This window comes from Fuerstiella marisgermanici (genome assembly GCF_001983935.1).
GTDB lineage: Bacteria > Planctomycetota > Planctomycetia > Planctomycetales > Planctomycetaceae > Fuerstiella > Fuerstiella marisgermanici.
In genome coordinates, this window is the sequence record NZ_CP017641.1 from 5,390,228 (window position 1) to 5,411,498 (window position 21,271).

Below are 21,271 nucleotides of genomic sequence, written 5' to 3' on the forward strand. Positions count from 1 at the left end.
TTCGATTCCTGTCGGTTATGGGCTCTTAGCCGGCGATGTCTGAAGACAGCCGATATGGGAGTGACTCATCCGATCAAGAAGTTCCTTGCCGCGACGCCGGTAGGTGGCCGGAGCCATCGCCATGGCCTTGCCGGCATGCTGTGCAGCCGATGAAGTTCGCTGCTGATCTTCGTAGTGCATCGCCAGCAAAAAATGCAGCTCGGCAGACGGTACAGTTTCCAGAGCAGTCAGGTACGTTTTCTCTGCGTCAGCCGATCGATCAAGACGACGTTCGGCGAACGCGATTCCCTTCCACGCGCTTGTCGATGCGCTGGCTCGCTGCTGGGTTGGAGGCTGCTTCTGCCAGAACTGCAGCGACTTTTCGTACCAGGCTCGGCTGTCTTCCCAGCGTTGCAGTCGTTGACAGCACAGGCCGCAATAGTCCAGAGCAACAGGCGCGGTCTCGGGCTGTTCTGTTAGTGGGCGGATGAGATCCAGAGCGGCCTGGTTTCGATCGAGCTGCATCAGAGCGACCACGCGTTGCCCGATCGCCGCGGTATCCGACGCCTGGGGCAGCGGTTGCTCAGCGAGTTCCTCCAGCGTTTGAATGCGATCATCCAGTTCACTGGCCACCGCCACCACCGGTTGTTGCAGGACGGTCTCCGTTGGACGGCAGCAAAGCAGGACCGTTGCGGCACGACGAGCTCGCAGAAAGCGTTGGTCCTGGAGAGCTTCTTCCATGGTCTCAAGCTGTGACTGAGCGGCAACGTGAGCGTACGCATGCGGCAGAAGGATCGCAGCCAACAGCACGGATCCCCCAGTCAGCCAGCGCTGCAGGCTGCGGTCGTATGGTAAGTCTGGCGCGTTGTCGCCGACTGCACGGCGATGACCTGCCAGCAAACACGACACACTTATCGTGACCAGCAGCAGTGCGAGTTGGCTCGCAGAAAACGGTGCCAGCAAATCAATTCCGGACGCTCCAACGTTGTGCCAAACTACCCATGCGCATAGTCCGGACAGTGCAGCAATCGTCCCGCGAACAGGCTTTGGGAACGCTTGTTGCGAAAACCAAATCGCAGCAGGCACCATCCAGACAATCGTTGTCCACAAAATGTCTGTTCGACCAAACCGGCTGGTAAGTACGTCCGTGGAGTACTGCAGAATGCCTCCAAAAATTCCCAGCGCGATCAGCACCAGTATTACCCGACGGGGTGAATGTTTGTTGGAATCGTTGTTCATTGCGGACACGTTCAAAACCTCAGTCATGCACTTGCACGTCTGGCTTTCCAGATCATCCCATCGTAGGCATAGTGCAAAAACGCGACCATTAGATTCAGCATGATCCACAGATGCTGGTAGCCGCTGGCAATCATATAGTTGGTGAAGCCCAGAAAGAGAACGAAGAACGCCAGAAACAGAACCCATGTGCGTGCCATCGTTCCGACCAGGTCTCGGCGTGCTTTCTGAGCTTCCGAAGTGGATGCCCATGTGACGACGGCCATGTATTCCACAGAATGAAAGACGGCGGATGCGAGGGCTAACTGCAGCACCATGTGCCGCTGTTCAGCATGAGCGGCCCACAACATGGCAAGAAACAATGCCATCACGCTGAAATAATAAACCTGTCCCGGCCTGAACAGATTCAAACGCCTGCACCGGATCGCCTGCACAGCCAGCAGCAGGACAGGAATCGCAGCAACAAAGACGTCAAGCGACTTCAACTGCCATGTCCAGTCTTCGGGCCCGATGTGCCAGCCCGTGCCGGCGACGCGTGCGATTACGTACAGCAGGAACGCGCGGAAGATGGCTTTCTCCGCGGTATCGATCCACGAATACGGTGCTGCGGCGGTCGATTTTGCGACGGACGATTTTCGCTGATAGATTCGGTAAATCCCGTGATGCTGAGCCGCGAAGTGCCACGCATTCCAAACGTAGTCAATGGCACCAAGGCAAAGCAGCGAGGCTGTGCTGAGCTGCAGCAGGCAGACGCCGCCGACAATGGCGACAGCGATGCCGACAAACGCCAGACCTCGCCCACGCGTTCTGTTGCGGTCTGTGCTCACCAAAATCAGCGTGATCCAGCGATGGGGCGCCGTAATAAAATAAACCTGCCAAAACAACACTCCGGTGCGAACATCGTCGCCGCTGAACCAGCAGACGGCAAATAGCAGGGGCCAATAAATGTTGGCGACGAACAGTGAGTCAAACTTCGGACCAATCAGGAAGTGACCTCGACGTTGCTCTGCATCTCGCTTACCGGACAACTCTGCTGCGGTAGTGACTGATGAATCAACGGTGGAGTGAGTATCTGCATTCGAAGTCTCGACGACGCTGCTCATGCCAGAACCTCGTCGATCACGCGACAGGGTTCCGGCCCGGTGAGTCCGACTTCCATGCCGCTGCGATAGAACCGAAGTTCATTATGATCGAGCCCCAGCAGATGCAGCACAGTTGCGTGCAGGTCGGCGACGGAACACGGTGTGTCGATGGCTTCAAGCCCGATGCTATCGGTCGCTCCGATCGCCTGTCCCCCCTTAACGCAGCCACCCGCCAGCCAGACACTGAACCCATGCGGATTGTGATCACGTCCATTGGACGACGCTTCACGCGTTGGCGTGCGGCCAAATTCACCACCCCAGATCACCAGCGTGTCGTCCCATAAGCCGGTCTGCTTCAAATCATTCAGCAACGCTGCAATCGGTTGATCAGTTTCTGCGCAGAACTTCCGATGCCTTGCGACGTGCCCCGTGTGACTGTCCCAGGTATTCTTCTGCTCACCACCGCCCGAATAAACCTGAACGAAACGAACTCCTCGTTCCACCATTCGTTTTGCCAGTAGGCACTGCGTCCCGAACGGTCGCGTGTGAGTTTGCTGAAGGCCATAGTCGCGCTGCGTCGCTTCCGTTTCCTGAGTCAGATCCATGGCTTCCGGAGCCGCCACTTCCATACGCCACGCCAACTCGTAAGCACGCTCACGCGCCGCAGCGATCGACTCGTAGCCGCTGACATCGGAATGATGTTGGTTCAGAGCCTTTAGCAGGCCGCGCATTTGCTGCTCGTCGCCGGGCGCGATACGTCGTTCGCGCTGAAGATTGATGACAGGCCGTTTCGACGGACGCACCAGCGTCGCAGCCGAAACGGGCAGCGGTCCGCAATTCCAGTTAGTATGTCCGCCAATGGGACCACCGCGATGGTCCGGCAGCACCACGCAGGTCGGAAGTTGCCGTGGTTGAGCACCAAGGCCGAAGTCGATCCAGGCGCCGAGGCTGGCGGCACCGGTCTGTGGGCGGCCAGTGTTCATTTCCAGAATCGCCGGAGCGTGCAGGGCAGATCGCGACTGCATAGACCGAATCACACAGAGATCGTCAGCAAAACGAGCGACCTGAGGATACAGCTCGCTGACTTCCAAACCACTCTCGCCGTGTTGCGAAAACTGAAACTCGGACGCCCATAACGTTCCCGCTGTGCGAGTGCCCGTCGCAACTTTTTGATTGCCGGAATACGACTTGCCGTCGAACTTTCGCAGTTCCGGCTTCGGATCGAACGTGTCGATCTGGCTGGGACCGCCATTCATGAACAGGAAGATGACGCGCTTGACACCTCCAGCGGCGGACGCACCTGCATCTGCTGACGGCGCAACATCATCGTCGCTCAGCAATCGCTTCAACCCACCGCCGGGCCACAGTCCACTCAGCGCACCGGCTGCTAACGCCGCGCGTCGGCGAATGAGCGGCGAACGACCGTCGACATGATCAGGTTGTTGAAGGATGGAGTTCAACACGGCACTAATCCAGTATTACAAATTCGTCCAGGTTGAACAGTACTAAACACAGTTGACTCAGACGTGACTCTGCAGCTGTGCTTTCGTCGCGTGATCTCGTTCTCAGAAAATCGCCCATCGCATTCATCTCTGACGGATCAGCAGAACGGCCCAGGACGAATTGAAACGCAAGAGCGACCCGACGATCGATACTGTCCTCGTCGGGCGCTAAGGAGGCGATGCGTTCCGCAAGAGCTTCGGCACAGGTGGTCGCGAAGCGGCTGTTCCACAATGACAATGCCTGCTCAGAGGAATACGAAGTCGTCCGCTGATCGCAGGAGACGCTGGAGTCCGGGAAACCGAACGCCTGCAGTAGTGGGTCCGGCTGGTTGCGCTGAACGCATTGATAGATGGCTCGCCGATGCCTATCGAGGGCGATGGTACGGTCTGTATCTTGTGTTGGCCCTGACGACATGTCAGTGGAAGAATCGTGCTCTACCGGTGGGCCGAACAGCTCCTCGTTTCTGAGCCCTGCAATATCGAGCATGGCATCGTGCAGCATTTCTGCGCGAATTGGTCGTGGAGTGAACGATCCAAAAAGATTCCGACGGCTTGATGAATCGGCAGATTCCGGTTCGCTGCATCGTTGAAATGCGTCGCTGGTAAGTATCAGATAATGCAGGCGCTTCATTGACCAATTCGCATCGCAGACGAACCAGTGCGCCAGCCACTCCAGCAGTTCCGGATGCGTCGGTGAGTCGCCGCTGAGGCCCAGGTTGCTGGTGGTGCGACTCAGGCCGTGACCAAAATGCCACTGCCAGACGCGATTCACGACAACTCGAGCCGTCAAGTGACGACCGCCGTTTGTCAGCCATCTGGCAAACTGAAGTCGCGGCAGGTTCTTCCCCGTCGTCAGAATGTCATCGTTTGATTGTTGAAGCACAGACGGAACTCCCGCCGAAACGTATTCGGCGGGCTGGTAAGGATTGCCACGCAGTAACAATTGAGTCGGCAGATTTGACGTTTCGGTTTCCGCAAAACGGTACGCAAAGTCGAACCGCACCTGGGATTCCAGAGACCTTGCCCTGCGCCGCAACGCTGCTGCCTGAGTTTCATTTTCTGTTTCCAAAGCCTGCCGTTGCAGGTCGGCCTGCGATCGTCGGATGGTGGCGGCCCGTCGTTGTTCTTCCCAAGTTGCTGATGGCAACGGTTCTTCGAGTCGACCGTTTGTGGGGCGTGCCAGACCATGGAACACGGCCACCATTCGGGCGTAGTCGTGGCGACTGATCGGCTCAAGTGGATGGTCGTGGCAGCGAGCACATCCAACACTCAGCCCCATAAATGCCAGGCTGGTTGTCGAAACAATGTCATCGACCTGATCGTAGTGAGCACGTAGTTCATCGTTCGGTTCACTGTCCCATGCTCCCAGCCGCAAAAAACCGCACGCGACGAATGCATCGTTGTTGTTGGGCTGATCGTTGGATTCTTCGGCGAACAGATCGCCAGCGATCTGCAGGTGCAAGAACCGATCGTACGGCATGTCGCTGTTGAACGCTCGAATGACAAAGTCCCGATACTTCCACGCAAATGGCTTTCGGCCGTCGTCTTCGTAACCGTTGGTGTCGGCATACCCAACCAGGTCCAGCCAGAAGCGTGCCTGGTGTTCGCCGAAGGCTGGGCTGTCGAGTAACCGCTCAACAAGTGCCGACCATTCGGCAGGATCAATATCACTGCGTGTCGAATCGGAGTCATACTGTTCGAGCTGGTCGGCAGACGGTGGCAGACCTGTGACAGCAAACGTCAGCCGCCGCAACAGCGTGGCATAGTCTGCTGGTGGGGCGGGCGAGATGCCGGCTTCCTGAAGCTTAGCCATCAGGAACGCATCGATCGGATTTCTCGTGGATGAACTCGCATTCGCGTCAGGGATCGGCGGACGCCTAAGCGGCTGAAACGCCCAGTGCGATCGTTCATCAGCGCCCCAATCGTCAGCCACCTGAGGCGACTGGCCCGCCACGGCTTCAGCATCTTCAGTGCCATTGTGTATCGTTGTGAGTTCCTCAGCAGATGAATCGATCTGCGAATCCTGGTCAACACGATCCGGCAGCGATGGCACATGGGATTTGGGAACGTCGATCAAATGCCGCTTTGAGGCCGCTTCAGAACGCGGACCGGTGACGACAGCGGCATCGCGTGAATCGGTGCGACTGAAAACGCAGGCAACAGCGATCGTTGAGGCGACAGTGACGCTGAATAGCAAAGGCTTCACGGCGACGCCTCCGGACTGCTTTTATGGACAGCGTCGAGTACCGCGCGGGCGTCGTCTTTGGGATCTGTTCGATCCAAACGGATCCAGTGATCGTGGAAGCTGATGCCGGGATGCCATTCGACTGTCGGCATGTGGCAATCGACGCAGTCGCCGTCGGGATTAAGAGAGCACGCGACCTGCTTCGGGCCGGCGTGACACGCGTTACACGCCTGAACATAGTGTTCCGGATCTCGCGAAGTTACGTCGTGAGGATCATGGCAGTTGGCACAGGACAGCTTCTTGCCGCTGTTCAGATAGCACTTGCTCTTCAGAATTCCGTACGGCTGAAAGCGCGCGAGGCTTGCTGGAGTACTGTCGGTAGGCGCGTTGGTTTCATCGCGATGACACTGCGCACATTGGCGCAGGTAAGTTTCTGCGTGTGACCATTCCAACAGTGGCTTGGCTTCGGACGCACGTCCCTGTTTGGCGAGTTCGACGTGATCTTTGCGTGGCCCGTGGCATCGTTCGCAACCGACGTTCGGAAGGAAGGCTTCCTGTGTGGGCACCACCGTTGGCGGGGGCACAGCCGTCATGTGACAGTTCACGCAGGCCAATACCTGTTGAGCGTCCATCGGTCGCCCGAAACACTCCAGCGAAGCCGGACGAAAGGTATCGAAACGCTCGTGATCTGGTGTCAGTCCTAGTTCCTGCGTGGACGCAAACCACGACCAGCGAAATTCGACACCATTACGGGAAGTGGGATCAATCGACACAGGCGTTTGAGCATGTGTGCCGGAACCAATCAGCCACTGAACGGGAAACACAGGCTCCGGATCGGTTCCTTCAATCCCAACGAGTAGACCGTTTGGCTTTCGCTCGAATTGATAGACGGTGTCGCGATTGGGATCCGTATAATTCTGCCCATCAAGCGCACGGGCCAGTTCTGAATGATCAGCGGGAGTGGCCGTGCGAGAATGACCGGACCGCTGGTGAGCATCGAACTCGGACTGGTGACATTCAGCACAGGCCTGATCGCCGGCAAAGCGACTGTCGATCAGCTTTCGCCATTCCACAACCGATTGTGGCTGAGTTTGCGCAAGTTGATCCTCGCCGCCTTCAACATTAAAAGGCTCTTTCTGTTGAGACAACAGAAAGAGCCCCAGAGATGCGGCCAACACAATCACTGTGATGATGGTCAGCATGCGTGGCATAGAACCCGCCGTTTAATGCCTAAGGATTTCGGCAGGCGGAGCAACCCTTCCGGAAATCAAACTTCCGGTAGAGGAGCATCCTTTAGTTTCCATTCACCGGAAACCTTCTGAAGTGTCCAGGTGACTTCCCCGTCAGCAACTTTTGCAGACTTGGTTCCGCCCGAGCCTTCAGATTCGGCATTCCCTTGAGTCACTTTGACCGTCGCCGTAGCCGTGTCGCCCTCAATCGTGGGTGGTCCCACTATTGAAATGGCAGCACTGAAGTACGTTCGGCGATCTTCAGGAGCAGCTCCATCGACGAACATCGCCTTAAACGCCGCCTCGTCGCCTGCTGCATCACCAATCGCAGTGACTACCGCTTCGACGACCTGCGTCTCGTCCAGAACGGGCACATCACGGCCGCCACAACCACAGAAACCTGTAGTGATCAGACCCAAGACAGCAACAACAACTCGTGGACGATCCACGAGTGAAAACTTTCGAAAATTCATTTCTCTACCTGTGTGAATGAAAACGGTAAAAGCAAAAACACTTGAAGCTCCACGACCGGCGTGGACGGGGCGGCCTAGAATTCCCCAATCACTTCACCGTTCATTCGGGTGTTCAGCGGTTGCCAGACGCCGACATTGTCGATGTTCTCGCTGATGAAACGCACGGATCCGTCAGCCAGCACTGCATTAACGCCACCCGTGTGATAGCTGCGTGTGGCAGCGTAGACATCAGCATCCGCCGTATTTTCGACACACTGCAAAGTGGGACGGAATGTGGCAGGAATGTTGGTGTCACAGGACGGAAGAATGTCCGGCTCCTTCGAGTTTGGATTTCGAGCAGCACTAAAGATTGATGCTCCCATGCCCGGATTCATCCATACCCCACGAATGTCGGGGCTGCTGCTGCCTGTTGCGAACCCATCTGTGCTAATGACTTCTGCGACGGCAACTGTGTTACTCATGCCATCGACAAAGTCGCCTGACCGGCTTCCCTTGTCCTGCTGAAACCGATCCCCGGAACCTCCCAGTGACCTAACGATCTTGTTCTGGTTCACGTAATAACAGCCGAATGCACCGGCGGTGGCTGTGGATTCCCAGCCCAGCATGTTGCCCGACCCCCAGCTTGCGGCATAATTACCTTTGGCCAATGATTCCAGACTGATCCCGCTGAACAGTTTTCGCGTCTGTGGATTGGACGGACAAAGCATAAACTTCAGCGGCTCACGACCAATATGGCCAAATGCCGCATTGTACTCGCAGTCGTCAGACGGATTGTGCGTGTGCGTGTCTAAACGTGCGGCGTTGCAATCGGTAATCTGCTGCCAGCGAGCCGGCTCCTCTACAAATGGCAACAGCATAGGCATCCAGCTAAAGCCAAGCTCGTTAATGCCGTCCTGCCAACCGCCAGTTTTGAACTTGTTACCCGTCTCGTCATAGCAGACGTAGCCCGGTGGAAACGCTCCGTGAGTATCCATGTGATTGTGCAGTGCCAGTCCAATCTGCTTCAGATTGTTCTTACACTGTGTCCGCCGCGCAGCTTCTCGTGCCTGCTGAACAGCTGGCAGTAAGAGCGCGATTAAGATGGCAATGATCGCGATCACTACCAGAAGTTCGATCAAAGTAAATCCGCGGCGGCTGGGATGCTCACCTTTGGATCTCGACAAATGCGATAATGGCATTGTTCACACTTCCTTTTCGTTAATGTTTAACTGTAAAAAAACGGAGCAGGCTTATGAAAATTGTCGTCGGGATTACCCGTCCAGACAAGAGGTAGCAGCGTACGCAGCGGTAACCCGGCAAAAAGAAATCGTACGTGAGCTACGGTGTCGGAGCAAGTATCCCTTAGCCCGCTGCGATTTTCCTTCGCGTATAGTTAGCTATCACAAGGTTACTGCCAGCAGCATCCGATTCGGCCAAGGCATGTCCGGAAAACTGCAACCGCGGTATTATTATGTCCACTGTTAAGGAACCGTGAAGACGACTGACGAACCGCGCAGAATTAGATGAATTGCGGGTGAACAGCGCGCGACTACGGTGATTTGCGGGCCGGATCGAGCTAATAATAGGATAAGCCTAACGACTCAAGCTTCTACAAAACAAAGACGCCATGTCGACATCCGCACCCGTTAAAAAAGCCCAAAATTTGTGGATCGTCGACCCGCGACTGGATTTGCTGTGGTTTATCGGAACGCCGGTGCTGCTCGTACCCGCATTTTTGCTGCTCACACAGGTCATGTCGCTGGAACGGTTGGCGATTTTGGTCGTGACCTTCGGCGCGGTCGGCCATCACCTTCCCGGAATGTTTCGCGCGTACGGCGATGCCGAACTGTTTCGTCGCTATCGCGTTCGATTCATTCTGGCCCCGATTTTCCTGCTCACCATTTCCCTGTTGTTCAGCTTCTACCGTCCCGACACCCTTACGGTTGTTGTCATCGCATGGGGCTATTGGCACTCGCAGGCCCAGATTTACGGTTTCCTGCGGATCTATGATTCGAAGGCGGGATTCACTGACGCTCGCTCTGCGCTCATCGACCGTTTCTTGTGTCTCACGTGGTTTGCGGGCGGAATCGTACTATCGACTGGCCGCATGACGGATTTCTTCTCCGTCTATTACCGAACGGGAGGGTCTGCCATCGACGCCGCCTGGGTCCGTGCGGCACAAAACTGCGTGCTTGGCCTGATGATGGTGTCGCTACTGGCTTATGTCGGCCACTTGTTGTTCGCAGTCCTTTCCGGTCGCCGCCCGAGTCTGGTGAAGCTGCTTACCATTGTGGTCAGCGTGAGCTTCTGGTGGTACTGCATGGTTGAAGTCTCGAATATCGTATTGGGCGTCGCGATGTACGAAGTGTTTCACGACGTGCAATACCTGGCGATTGTGTGGTACTTCAATCGGCGGCGCGCCTCGACAGAAAATTCCGGATGGTTGACGAAGGCTCTGTTCCAACCTCAGATGCGCTGCGTCTTTATCTATGTGGCCCTGGTGCTGACGTACGGTGCCGGAAGTTTGCTGACGAGGTCAATGGACCGCTCAACCGTGCAGACAATCCTCACGGCATTGTTTGTCGCGTCTGGACTTCTGCACTTCTACTACGACGGCTTTATCTGGCGACTGCGCGAACGCGCCACCAGCAGCATGTTGGGTGTAGCCGAGAACGCATCTGCCGTGCGACGAACGCTCAGTCGAGCTCCGTCGTGGTTTCCCCATGCGGCATTGTGGGGCGCGTTCGTTGTTCCGCTGGCAGTGCTGGGATTTTCTGAATCAGCCAGTGATGTGAATGCCCAGGTTGTCGCGACGCTGCCGGAAAGCTCGCTGGCTCACTACAACTTGGCAAAAGAACGACAAGCGGCTGAAAATCTGGCCGAAGGTGAGCGGCATGCTCAGAAGGCGGTCGGCATTCAGCCTTCGTTCGCCAAAGCCTGGACGCTGCTGGGTGAGATCCATCTGGCTCAGGGACGCATCCCATCCGCCGTCGAACACCTTCAGCGCGCCGTCAGCCTTGACGCTCACAGTGCCACGGCTCACTTTAATTTGGGCAACGCGATGATTCGCAATCGTCGCATTGACGCCGCCACAGATGCCTATCTGCGAGCCATCGAACTGGATCCCGAACTGGAATCGAGTTCCTACAACAACCTGGGAACCGCGCTGCAGGAATCTGATGCCGTCAAAGAAGCCGCGTTTGCGTTTGAGCGCGCAGTTGAAGCAGATCCCACTAACGTGAGTGCCCTGACCAATCTGGCCAACGCCGAGGCAAAGCTGGGGAAAACAGAATCCGCTATTCAGCGATTCCAGAAAGCTCTAACGCTGCAGCCGGAGGATGTGCCCGCATGGACGGGGCTTGTCAAAATGATGCTCACGAACAATCGGACGGATGACGCCGCGAATTACGCTCACGCCTTTGCGGAAGCCTGCCCGGATGTTCCTGAGTCGTGGACGATGCTGGGCATGTTGCATCTTGAGCAGAAAAACTTTGCGGCGGCGGAAACCGAATTTAGTCGCGCTATAACAATACAGCCGCAGCACTTCGCCGCTCAGTATGGCCTGGCAACCGTTTACTTTCGCGACCAGAGAACTGCCCAGTGTCGAGCAATCATCGATACATTAACCAGCAGCACCTCCCTGACCACCGTTCAACAGATGAGCGTCCAGCAGCTGAAAGCGAATCTCGACGCCCCCGCAAAGACGCAGTTGGAATAGCGGTTGTCGCCGCGTTCAGAGGAGGCTCGGGATCGACGGGCAGGTCGAGTACAATCTGGCACCCCGCAACTGTCAGAGGATGCGCCGTCGATGAGTCCATGTTGCTTCAGTCACTGGCGAATGCCTCACGGCGAAGAAGTTATGAAACGCCTGAGCACCTTCTTCACCACGCTGACACTGAACATTGCGCTACTGACCGTCAGCGTGTTCTGGCTGGCCGGGCAATTTTCGATCATCTTCGGTTGGGTGGCGATTGGAGGGGCGGAGCATTCGGTGCGGATTGATCGAGAAGGCTGGATGTGGCAGCAGATGCCTTCCCAGCGAGGACGAAGGATTGGAGTCATCGCCCACGACTACCATCCGCACCGCTCTGGACTCTGGGAAGACGTCCTTAGTGACGGCGACTTAACGCATCCGCTGCCTGGAGTTCTTCATTACCATGCTTCCGGAGCGGGCGGTGCGAGCTTCGTGAGGATCGTCGCGGTGCGGCACTGGCTCGTGTTCCTGCTGACCTTCGGTACTTGGTGCGCGTGGCGAATTGCACTCCGCCGCTGGCTTATGCCGCGTGACAAGACCTGCCGCGAGAGCGTTGAATCCTAAGCCACAGCGAATCTCACTGACTTGTGGCCGCGGACCAAGCGTTTCGGACGACGAAGGCTGCTCCCCACGAGCCCGAACCGTCCACAACTAAAGGGAAACTGCTTTAACAGACACAGGTTGTCGGCGCGTCAGACTTCCTTCTACAATCCTCGCTATACCGGCTGGTCATGCAACCTGGATCCCGCAAGCCCTTCACAAATGAATTCTATGAAGTCTGGACATCGCTGGCTGATCTTCCTTGCCGCGGCGATCGTGTTGTGTGGAGCGACCGGTGTCTTAGCCATGCAGCCGCCTGATGGGGCCAATGTAGTCGTCAACGAAGTGCCCGATCGGTCGCTGGATCTGCGCGAAATGTTGCGAGCGGGCGGGGCCGTTGGCTACTTGATTGTCATGCTGAGTCTGGTGATGGTCGCTTTGATCGCTGACCACGTGATGAATATCCGTCGGTCGACGTTAATGCCGCCGGGGCTTGCGGAAGAAGTGCATCGTTGTCTGGCCGAACGCAATTTTGACGAAGCCAAAAAACGATGCCGGGAACACACCAGCTTTCTGGCTCGAGTTCTGCATGCCGGGCTGGACGAAATCGGCGTCGGCTACAACGCTGTGGAAAAAGCGATGGAAGACGCGGCCGCCGAACAGATGGCGCGGCTGTACCGACGCATCGAATACCTGTCGGTCATCGGCACGATCGCTCCGATGCTGGGCCTGATGGGAACGGTCTGGGGGATGATTCAGGCGTTTCTGGAATTCGAACTGAAAGCCAATCCGCAGGTTTCAGAACTCGCCCCGGGCATTTACCGAGCCCTCATTACCACTTTGCTGGGCCTGGGCGTCGCCGTACCGTCGCTAAGTGCCTTCGCGATCTTCCGCAACCGCATCGACGAACTGGTGGCCGAAGCGACTCTGCTGGCTGAGCACGTCTTCGCCGACTATCGGCGAGCTTTGCAGATGCGCAAGAAGTCACGCGAACGAACCTCGCCGGAATGAACGTGTGTTGCGGATGGGCGAATGCTGCAAGCGAAGAGTTCGACCGCCTCAGGAACCTGGCTTAACCGCTGGCGATCGGGAATTTGCGGGAAAGATCCGGCACATATTGCAGCATTGGCCCAGCTTGGTACACAGGCGACAAAAAGAGATTTCGAATTGTAAAACTGCGACTGGCCCGGAAGGGCCGAAACACTTAGCCGTCGGTGTCAGCCGACGGAACGGGACAATATCGACGCACCAGCCCCGAATGGGGCGAAAGTATTTGCTGTCGCCCCGTTGGGGCTTTCTCGCACGTGAACGAACTTTCCCGTCGGCTCACGCCGACGGCTACGTGCTTGCGCCCTCCGGGCGAAAACTCAATAATCGCCTCTGGCAGCGCAACAAACTGTCGCGTTCGGGACCACCTCAACGTCCCCACGTCCCCCGGTGCATCTGGCCAGCCTTGCCGTCCCTAAAAGCGGGTCAAATAGGAGACATGGGAAGCCCCGGCAAAGTCTGCTCTCTGCACGGCTGATGCTGGATTCTCCGGCTGTGGTCGCTCGATAAGCCTACTGCGCGGGGCGTGCGCGTTGAGAATTCTTCATTTGAACGCAATTCTGCTACGTTACGTGCAGCATGAGTCACCGCTGTCCGGAAGTACACTAAATTCCGCAGTCGTGTTCGCATGCCCCCATCAACACCGTTGTTTCTGAAAAATCGTCGCTCGTCGACATGGAGTTGTCTCCCATGACAGGGACTGTCCGCCTGATTCTGGCCTTTCATAACCATCAGCCCATCGGCAACTTCGACGGTGTGTTCGAACAGTCGTATCAGGAAAGCTATCTGCCATTCCTGAACGTTCTGGAAGAGTATCCCGATATTCCGTTCGCTCTGCACACGTCAGGCAGCCTGCTGGAATGGATGGAGACCGCTCACCCGGAATACATCGAACGCGTGCGCGGTTTGGTGGCTCGCAACCAGACCGAAATTATCGGTGGAGCTTACTACGAACCGATCCTGGCCAACATTCCGCGACGCGATCGCATCGGCCAGATCAGCATGTACACCGATCATCTGGAAAATCTGTTCCAGACGACCGTGCGCGGTATGTGGGTTCCCGAACGCGTGTGGGAGCAGTCCTTTGCCGGCGACATCACGGCCGCTGGAATTCGCTACACAATTCTGGACGACCATCACTTCAAAACCGGCGGCATGGAGCAGGAGGATTTGTTCGGCTACTACGTGACCGAAGACGATGGGCGACTGCTTTCAGTATTGCCTGGCAGCGAACGCCTTAGATATCTCATCCCGTTCCAGGATCCGTACGAAACGGTGGAATACCTGCGGGAGGTGGCGAACAACTATGAAAACCCGGTGGTCGTGTTCGGCGACGATGGCGAAAAATTCGGCACATGGCCTGACACCTTCAAGCATGTCTACGAAGACCGCTGGCTGGAACGCTTCCTTCAGGCACTGCGTGAAAACGAATCATGGCTGCACGTGACGACGCCATCGGAAACGTTGGATCATGTCACACCGAAGGGCACCTTCTACCTGCCCGATGCCAGCTACCGCGAAATGACAGAATGGGCCTTGCCGCCCCAACCGCAGCAGGAACTTCACCGCCTGATGCACCAGGAACGCCACGACGACGAAGACTGGAACAAGCTGATTCAGTTCACGCGCGGTGGTTTCTGGCGGAACTTCCGAGTGAAGTATCCGGAAAGCAACGAGATGTACGCGCGTTCGCTGGAAATCAGCACGCGGGTCGCTCAGCTTGACGCGGATGAATCGCTGAACGCAGACCAGCGCGAGATCCTCGAAAACGCTCGCCGGTGTTTGTATCGAGCTCAATGCAACTGCAGCTTCTGGCACGGAGCGTTCGGCGGCCTGTACCTGCCTCATCTTCGTAACGCAGTCTACGCGAACCTGATTGAAGCCGACGGGCTGATCGAACAGATCACGCGCGATGCAGATCGCTGGGTTGACGTCGTCACGGGCGACCTGAACCTTGACGCTCGCCAGGAAGTGAAGCTCAGCAACCAACGCCTGGTCGCACTGTTCGCACCAGCGTCGGGCGGACACATGTACGAACTCGACCTGCGCGCCTGCAAGTCGAACTTGCTTTCCACGCTAAATCGACGCCCGGAAGCGTATCACCAAAAGATCTTCGAACACGCAGACAGGCTGCGTGAAGCGGCTGAACGCGGCGAAGAACTGCACGACAACGTGAGCAGCATTCACGACCTCGTACGATTTAAACAGCCGGACCTGGACAAAAAAATCGCCTACGATGCGTGGCCACGCAAGAGCCTGGTCGATCACTTTCTGCAACCAGATTTGTCCATCGACGAATTCCAGCGTGGCGAAGGTCTGATCAGCGGCTTCTCGATCGCTACATACGAAGCCTCGGTTCGCCGCAGCGAAACTGAGATCGCTTTGGAAATGCGTTCACGCGGACCAGCCGGCGAGTACGAGATCGAGATTCGCAAGGTCGTGATGATTTCACAGGACCGCCCTAACGAGTTGATGATTCAGTACCAGGTTCACGGATTGCCTCAACACGAACACATGCATTTTGGCGTGGAATTCAACTTCGCCACCATGCCGGGCAGTGCGTCGGATCGGTATTTCTACGATGCCGCAGGAAGCCAGCTGGGAACGCTCGATTCGCGACAGTCGCTTGAGACATGCGAACGCATTGGTCTGGTCGACGAATGGCAGGGCCTGGATGTGAGCCTGGAAATGTCTCAACCGGCCGGCATCTGGGCGTTCCCGATCGAAACGATCAGTCAGTCTGAATCCGGTTTCGAACTCGTCCACCAAAGCGTGGCCGTCACGCCTCACTGGTACATCTCGGCTCCCGAAAGCGGTCCGTGGACGGTCGACCTGCGTCTGGTTCTGGACACTTCGCTGGCTCGAGCCCGGCACCTCGCGAAGATCGGTGAGAGCAAATCGCACCACGACCCGGAAACAGTCTCAGATCACCCCATCATGAACTAAGAACCTATCCGAAACCCGCGTGAGCCGCACCAATTGTGCCTCGACTCTCCGAGTCGAGAACGCGCGCCACCGTGTTGTTCACACTTGTTGTGCAGGTGCTATGGTTGCGTTTGTCTAAGCGGAAGCTGGTCGACTCGGACAGTCGAGCCACAAATTCAACACTGCTCAAACGTTCGAATTTCCGGTTAACCAAACTACCGACGCGACGTCTTGGGCGGTTCTGCTGCAAGAAGATGTCGGCGAGTTGTTTCCCAATCGCGAATGTCGATCAGGTAGCGAGCCGGACCGTCGTCGAAACCGTTTTGGCTGCGGTGGTATTCCGCCATACGTTCCAGTTTCTGGGCGACCGTCAATTCGCCCGGATGTTGACTCTGCGGCGGCCGGCCCCATGCGATGCGAGAACCGCCGCTGGTGCCAAGTTCAAACTGAAGGTCGTCGATATTGTCGTCCGCTGCCAGTCGGCGTGGCGCGAAGATTGTCTTCAGACCCAGTGAATTCCACCACGACTGTCCCGCCGCATTCGGTGCCGTCAATACGGCAGCCAATTGAGCGGCTCCAGCGACGGCCGGGTCACCCCAGGATTCGCCATGATAGCCAATCGGCGCGGTGCTCACATTTTTGATCACCGGGTACCGATCGATGTCCGCAGCACTGAAGTCTTTCTCAGGCAGCAGGTGCCCATGACGATCGACGGGCAGATAACCTCCGCCAACAACTTCCACCATTGCGACCGGTTCGCGATACACGACTTCCACGTAGACTCGCGCCGGAAACGATTTGCGGACCTGCTTCAGCCGCTCAACCCACGGATAGGTGTAAAACGCCAGAGCGACGCGTTCGCTTAAATCTGAATCCAGCAGCGACAGCGATTCATCAAAGCCCGCGCGAGCAAACACCTTCGCGACGATGTCTTCGGGCACCCAGCGAGGCGGTGGCGTAACCACAACCTGATCGACGCCGATGCGATATTCGTCACGGTTGTCGAGCTGCGGAAGTTGCCGCTCGACCATAGGCCAGCACAGCCATAGCATCGCCAGGGCCGCAGCACACACCAAACGCATTGGGCGAAATACCCAGCGAACGATGCGCTGACCGAGGGGCAGTGCTTTCTTTTTTTTGCTAACTGTTCGCGCCATTTACCAGAGCCGGGGTGACAATCCTTTGTCTACCCGAACGCTAAGAGCTCGGGTCGCCAAGAATTGCATACAATCGAAAGAAGTCAACACCCTAAATGTCGGCAATCCGCCCCCAGATCATGTACAAACGAATGAATCGGCCAACATTTCCGGGGCCGGTACCCGTTCGTCCTGGAATTGATTTTTCGGCAGAAGCCGCCACATCAATCTTGCCACACAAACTCGCCAGCATTTTGGTGAAACCGGCAATCAACAGCAGGCTTTGGGAAGAATCCCAGGAATGTTACGACAGGGCAAAATGGGGCGTCCCGCCACGCTGAGGCGACTGCGTATATTTGTCCATTCCGCACGTCCGAAACTCCGTCCAAGAGCACACCATGAATCGCCTCGCCCACGAATCCAGCCCCTACTTGCTGCAGCACGCCGCCAACCCGGTTGACTGGTATCCGTGGGGCGACGAAGCCTTTCAGGCGGCCAAAGATCGTGACTGCCCAATCTTTTTGAGTATCGGTTACAGCGCATGCCACTGGTGCCACGTGATGGAACACGAAAGTTTCGACAACGTCGATATCGCCGCGTTGATGAACGAACGGTTTGTGAACATTAAAATTGATCGCGAAGAACGCCCCGACCTGGATCAAATCTACATGAACTCCGTGATGGCCATGACTGGACGCGGCGGCTGGCCAATGTCTGTGTTTTTGACTCATGAGCTGAAACCGTTTTTCAGCGGCACGTACTGGCCGCCCGAAGCCAAAATGGGGATGCCCGGTTTCCGGCAGATCCTCACCAAGATCAGCGACGCATGGCAGCAGCGACGCAGCGATGTAGAAGGCAGTTCCGGCGAACTCGCGGACATCGTGGCGAAGATGAGTCAACCAGGCGGGGCCAACGGATCCTGCGACGAAGCGTTACTGCATTCCGCGATGGGTGATCTGCTGCAGGCGGCCGATGGAACTTACGGCGGCTTCGGAAGTGCGCCCAAGTTTCCTCACCCAATGGATCTGCGACTACTATTGCGATGCTGGAAGCGATTCAACAACAGCGATGCTGTGCACGTGGTCAAGCTAAGCTGCGATCGCATGGCGGCCGGCGGAATCTACGACCATCTCGGCGGCGGGTTCGCTCGGTATTCGACCGACGCCCGCTGGCTGGCACCTCACTTTGAAAAAATGCTGTATGACAACGGACTGCTCACATCCGTTTATGCCGAAGCATTCGTGGCGACAAAAGAACCGGAATACGAACGAGTGCTGCGCGAAACACTCGATTACGTGCTGCGTGAAATGACGCTGGACAGCGGCGCGTTCTGCAGCGCTCAGGATGCCGACAGCGAAGGCGAAGAAGGTAAGTTCTTTGTTTGGAGTCAGCGAGAAGTCGAAGAATTGCTGGGCAAAGAAGACGCTCGAATTTTCTGCTCGGCTTACGATGTGACTACGGCGGGCAACTGGGAAGCAAAGAACATTCTCAATCGTCCTCAGCCGTTGAGCAAAGTGGCGGAAGAATTCGGAATCACACGCGACGAACTTGTGGCGAAGTTAGAGCCCCTGAAGTTGAAGCTGTTTGAACAACGCAGCCAGCGCATCGCGCCGGGAACCGACGACAAAGTCATCACCGCGTGGAACGGCATGATGATCAGTGGCATGGCGCTGATGTCACGAGTCCTAAACGAACCGCGGTACGCAACCGCTGCCGCCCGTGCGTGCGACTATATCTGGACCAAAATGCGGAAAGACGACGGGCGGCTGTTCCATACGGCTCGACATGACAAACCCACGATCGACGCATTTCTGGATGACTACGCCTGCCTGATTGACGGCCTGATCGAACTGCATCAAACCACGTTTGACGAAGACCGGCTGAGTCAGGCCGCTGAACTCGCAGACATCGTGCTGGAAGACTTCAGCGACGACACGCCCGGTGCTTTCTTCTACACACCGGAAAGTCAGGCAACGCCGATAGCAAGAATCAAAGACAGCCAGGACGGAGCGACTCCATCCGGCAACAGCATGCTGGCGACAGCATTGCTAAAGCTAAGCGTGCTCACAGGCCGCACAGATTTCCGCGACACGGCCGAATCGATTCTGTCCGTGTTAGAAAGTCAGCTGCGGAAGTCACCGATGTCAGGCGGTCAGGCGTTAATCGCCATCGATCACCTGTTGAGTCCCATGCCGGACGTCGTGATTCGTTCGGCGTCGCCCAACATGGCCGATTCCAAAATGCTGGCGGCTTTGAACACACACTTCCATCCCGGTCTGCTGGTCGCCTGGCGAGGAGCCGACGCGCCGTCAGATCAAGCGTCGCCGATCAATGCCCTCTTCGAAAGCCGTCCGGCACCATCAAACGGCGAAACCGCATGGGTCTGCCACAACGGCGGTTGTCTGGAACCGGTGACGACGGTTGACGGATTAATGGAGCAACTGGATTCGCTCAGGTAACCAAGTACTGACCCCAAATTTTGGCAACCGTGCGAGGGCCCCATGGGACACCCCGGCCCATCTCCGTATCGCGAAAACCCATAAATCCCTGCGGGGTTTGGCAACGACACGCTGCCTAACACCGCAAGTTAATGCATTCTGAGTGACGGGAATAACGTTAAATATTAAAGAAAGTTGTCATTCAGGCAGCGTGATTAGCGAATCAGGATTTGACAATCATCGCTTCAAGAGTGACATCGATCGGTTCGGGCAGTGGCGCAAAATGGCGTTCCAGTGCTCAGGATATTCCGTTTTCGTACTGAGACTTGTAGGAAGGGTGCTATGTTGAAAGTTAAAGAGCGACGTAAAGCGTTTACGTTGATCGAACTGCTGGTAGTGATTGCAATTATTGCGATTTTGATCGCATTGTTATTGCCTGCTGTACAGCAGGCGCGAGAAGCCGCACGAAGAACACAGTGCAAGAACAACCTGAAACAGCTGGGACTGGCACTGCACAACTATCACGATGTTTACGGGGCACTGCCTCCAGGCCGAGTACGCAAGGCATCGGCACATGTGTCGGGATCAGCCTGGTACAGCGGAAACATTTCCTAGCTGCCGCGACTTCTGGCACAAATCGATCAGGCACCATTGTTCGGCCAGATTGACTGGAACATGGGGTACGGTACATCTGGCACCGACGGGCATGGAGGAGCCAACGGGGTCGACCCAACAGGCGCACGCCGTCAAATCATTCCGGCGTTCCGATGCCCGTCAGACCCTGGCACGGGTCGAATCCCATGGACTACCCCAGCGGGAGTGAAGGTTACCGGAGCCCCCGCCAACGGCGGTTATGCTCACGGTAACTATGTGGGAAGCGTAGGCACCTCAACCCGCTTGAACACGAACACTCCCGGAATTTTCAATCAAAACAACACCGTAAAGATCCGCGACATTGTCGATGGGACGTCAAACGTACTGGCCGTTGCTGAAACCGTGATCGGGTTCTATCGCGAGAGCGTCAATGACTCCGGGAACCTGACAGACTGTGTCGGAGGATCGAAAGATACCTCCTCGACACGAATGGCCGGAAATTCGTGGTTCTATGCGTATTTTCCACAGAGTGCATTTTTCAATACCTATGTAGGGCCGAACAACAAGGTTTCGGTCGACTGTGGTGTGAATTCGGACCGCGTTAACGCAGCTGCTCGAAGTATGCACGTCGGCGGTGTACAGGTTCTGATGTGCGACGGTTCAGTGCGATTCGTTAGCGAAAACATTGACCTCGGCACATGGAGCTTCCTCGGCGACATGGCGGATGGCAATGTCGTTGGCGAATTCTAATCTTTAGCATTCTGGTCGGGGCTTTGTTCCCAACCGGTTGTGTAGAATCAAAGGCGACTGGTGAGGCTTTTGTCTCCCCAGTCGCCCTTTCTATCGCATCGCATGCATGCGTTTCGTTGCCCAGCTCCTGAAGGGCTGGGCTATTTTTTTTGTTTCCAAAAAGATGATTGAGTTATACGATGGCCAAACGATTGTTTTTCTGTCTGCTTTTCTGCCTGCCGATGACGTTCACTGTCGTTGGCTGTGGTGGAGGCGTTGAACCAGGTGTTGCCAGCGGGCCTGATGAGCCTGAACCAGAAATGACGGAAGAGGAAGAAGCGTCCGAAGCGGAAGCTGCTCGCTCTGCTGCCAATTGAATTTGTGCTTGTAGACATTATTGGGAGCGGTTCGCGGTACGCAGACCTGAAGCGAAGGTTCATGGC

Annotated in this window: 14 protein-coding genes and 1 pseudogene; 7 read left to right on the forward strand and 8 right to left on the reverse strand. The window is 56.4% G+C overall.

Features of this window, described 5'->3' with window-relative positions:
- Positions 1-15: 15 nt before the first annotated feature.
- From Fuma_RS20080 to Fuma_RS20110, 7 genes are all read right to left on the reverse strand, one after another.
- On the reverse strand, positions 16-1,245 hold the full coding sequence (locus Fuma_RS20080) for a tetratricopeptide repeat protein (RefSeq protein ID WP_077025689.1): 1,230 nt from the start codon (positions 1,243-1,245) through the stop codon (positions 16-18).
- Positions 1,242-2,318, reverse strand: coding sequence for a hypothetical protein (locus Fuma_RS20085; RefSeq protein WP_083732181.1), 1,077 nt, complete (start codon positions 2,316-2,318; stop codon positions 1,242-1,244). Before Fuma_RS20085 ends, Fuma_RS20080 begins: the two co-directional genes overlap by 4 nt.
- A complete protein-coding gene (locus tag Fuma_RS20090; RefSeq protein ID WP_083732182.1) occupies positions 2,315-3,760 on the reverse strand; it encodes a DUF1501 domain-containing protein in 1,446 nt (481 codons plus the stop codon). The genes Fuma_RS20085 and Fuma_RS20090 overlap by 4 nt, the downstream gene beginning before the upstream one ends.
- Positions 3,761-3,764: 4 nt before the next feature.
- Positions 3,765-6,005: a DUF1549 and DUF1553 domain-containing protein gene (locus Fuma_RS20095; protein WP_077025690.1), complete on the reverse strand. Its 2,241-nt coding sequence runs from the start codon at positions 6,003-6,005 to the stop codon at positions 3,765-3,767.
- Positions 6,002-7,195 (reverse strand): multiheme c-type cytochrome, encoded by a 1,194-nt coding sequence (locus Fuma_RS20100; RefSeq protein WP_083732183.1) that lies wholly within the window; start codon positions 7,193-7,195, stop codon positions 6,002-6,004. Before Fuma_RS20100 ends, Fuma_RS20095 begins: the two co-directional genes overlap by 4 nt.
- Before the next feature lie 56 nt (positions 7,196-7,251).
- Positions 7,252-7,686 (reverse strand): hypothetical protein, encoded by a 435-nt coding sequence (locus Fuma_RS20105; RefSeq protein ID WP_077025692.1) that lies wholly within the window; start codon positions 7,684-7,686, stop codon positions 7,252-7,254.
- Positions 7,687-7,760: 74 nt separating this feature from the next.
- Complete coding sequence (locus tag Fuma_RS20110) at positions 7,761-8,864, reverse strand: DUF1559 domain-containing protein (RefSeq protein ID WP_077025693.1); 1,104 nt, start codon at positions 8,862-8,864, stop codon at positions 7,761-7,763.
- A gap of 428 nt (positions 8,865-9,292) precedes the next feature.
- On the opposite strand from Fuma_RS20110, the gene Fuma_RS20115 reads away from it, so the two are divergent.
- From Fuma_RS20115 to Fuma_RS20130, 4 genes are all read left to right on the forward strand, one after another.
- On the forward strand, positions 9,293-11,383 hold the full coding sequence (locus Fuma_RS20115) for a tetratricopeptide repeat protein (protein ID WP_077025694.1): 2,091 nt from the start codon (positions 9,293-9,295) through the stop codon (positions 11,381-11,383).
- Positions 11,384-11,524: 141 nt separating this feature from the next.
- On the forward strand, positions 11,525-11,983 hold the full coding sequence (locus Fuma_RS20120) for a hypothetical protein (RefSeq protein WP_145944270.1): 459 nt from the start codon (positions 11,525-11,527) through the stop codon (positions 11,981-11,983).
- Positions 11,984-12,190: 207 nt separating this feature from the next.
- On the forward strand, positions 12,191-12,970 hold the full coding sequence (locus tag Fuma_RS20125; protein WP_077025696.1) for a MotA/TolQ/ExbB proton channel family protein: 780 nt from the start codon (positions 12,191-12,193) through the stop codon (positions 12,968-12,970).
- 726 nt (positions 12,971-13,696) lie between these two features.
- Entirely contained in the window at positions 13,697-15,952 is a 2,256-nt protein-coding gene (locus tag Fuma_RS20130; protein ID WP_077025697.1) for an alpha-amylase/4-alpha-glucanotransferase domain-containing protein, read from the forward strand.
- Between the two features lie 194 nt (positions 15,953-16,146).
- Here the strand turns inward: Fuma_RS20130 and Fuma_RS20140 are convergent, their stop codons facing one another.
- Positions 16,147-17,088, reverse strand: a complete 942-nt coding sequence (locus Fuma_RS20140; RefSeq protein WP_077025699.1) for a cell division protein FtsQ/DivIB — start codon at positions 17,086-17,088, stop codon at positions 16,147-16,149.
- Positions 17,089-17,465: 377 nt separating this feature from the next.
- Here Fuma_RS20140 and Fuma_RS20145 point away from each other — a divergent pair, with 377 nt between their 5' ends.
- The 3 genes and pseudogenes from Fuma_RS20145 to Fuma_RS35360 all read left to right on the forward strand — a co-directional run bounded on the left by Fuma_RS20145 (position 17,466) and on the right by Fuma_RS35360 (position 21,205).
- Positions 17,466-19,526: a thioredoxin domain-containing protein gene (locus tag Fuma_RS20145; protein ID WP_077025700.1), complete on the forward strand. Its 2,061-nt coding sequence runs from the start codon at positions 17,466-17,468 to the stop codon at positions 19,524-19,526.
- 321 nt (positions 19,527-19,847) lie between these two features.
- Positions 19,848-20,849, forward strand: a pseudogene (locus Fuma_RS20150) (DUF1559 domain-containing protein).
- A gap of 179 nt (positions 20,850-21,028) precedes the next feature.
- The gene (locus tag Fuma_RS35360) at positions 21,029-21,205 is read left to right on the forward strand and encodes a hypothetical protein (protein WP_158521072.1); all 177 of its coding nucleotides are present in this window, start codon (positions 21,029-21,031) and stop codon (positions 21,203-21,205) included.
- The last annotated feature ends 66 nt before the right edge of the window (positions 21,206-21,271 follow it).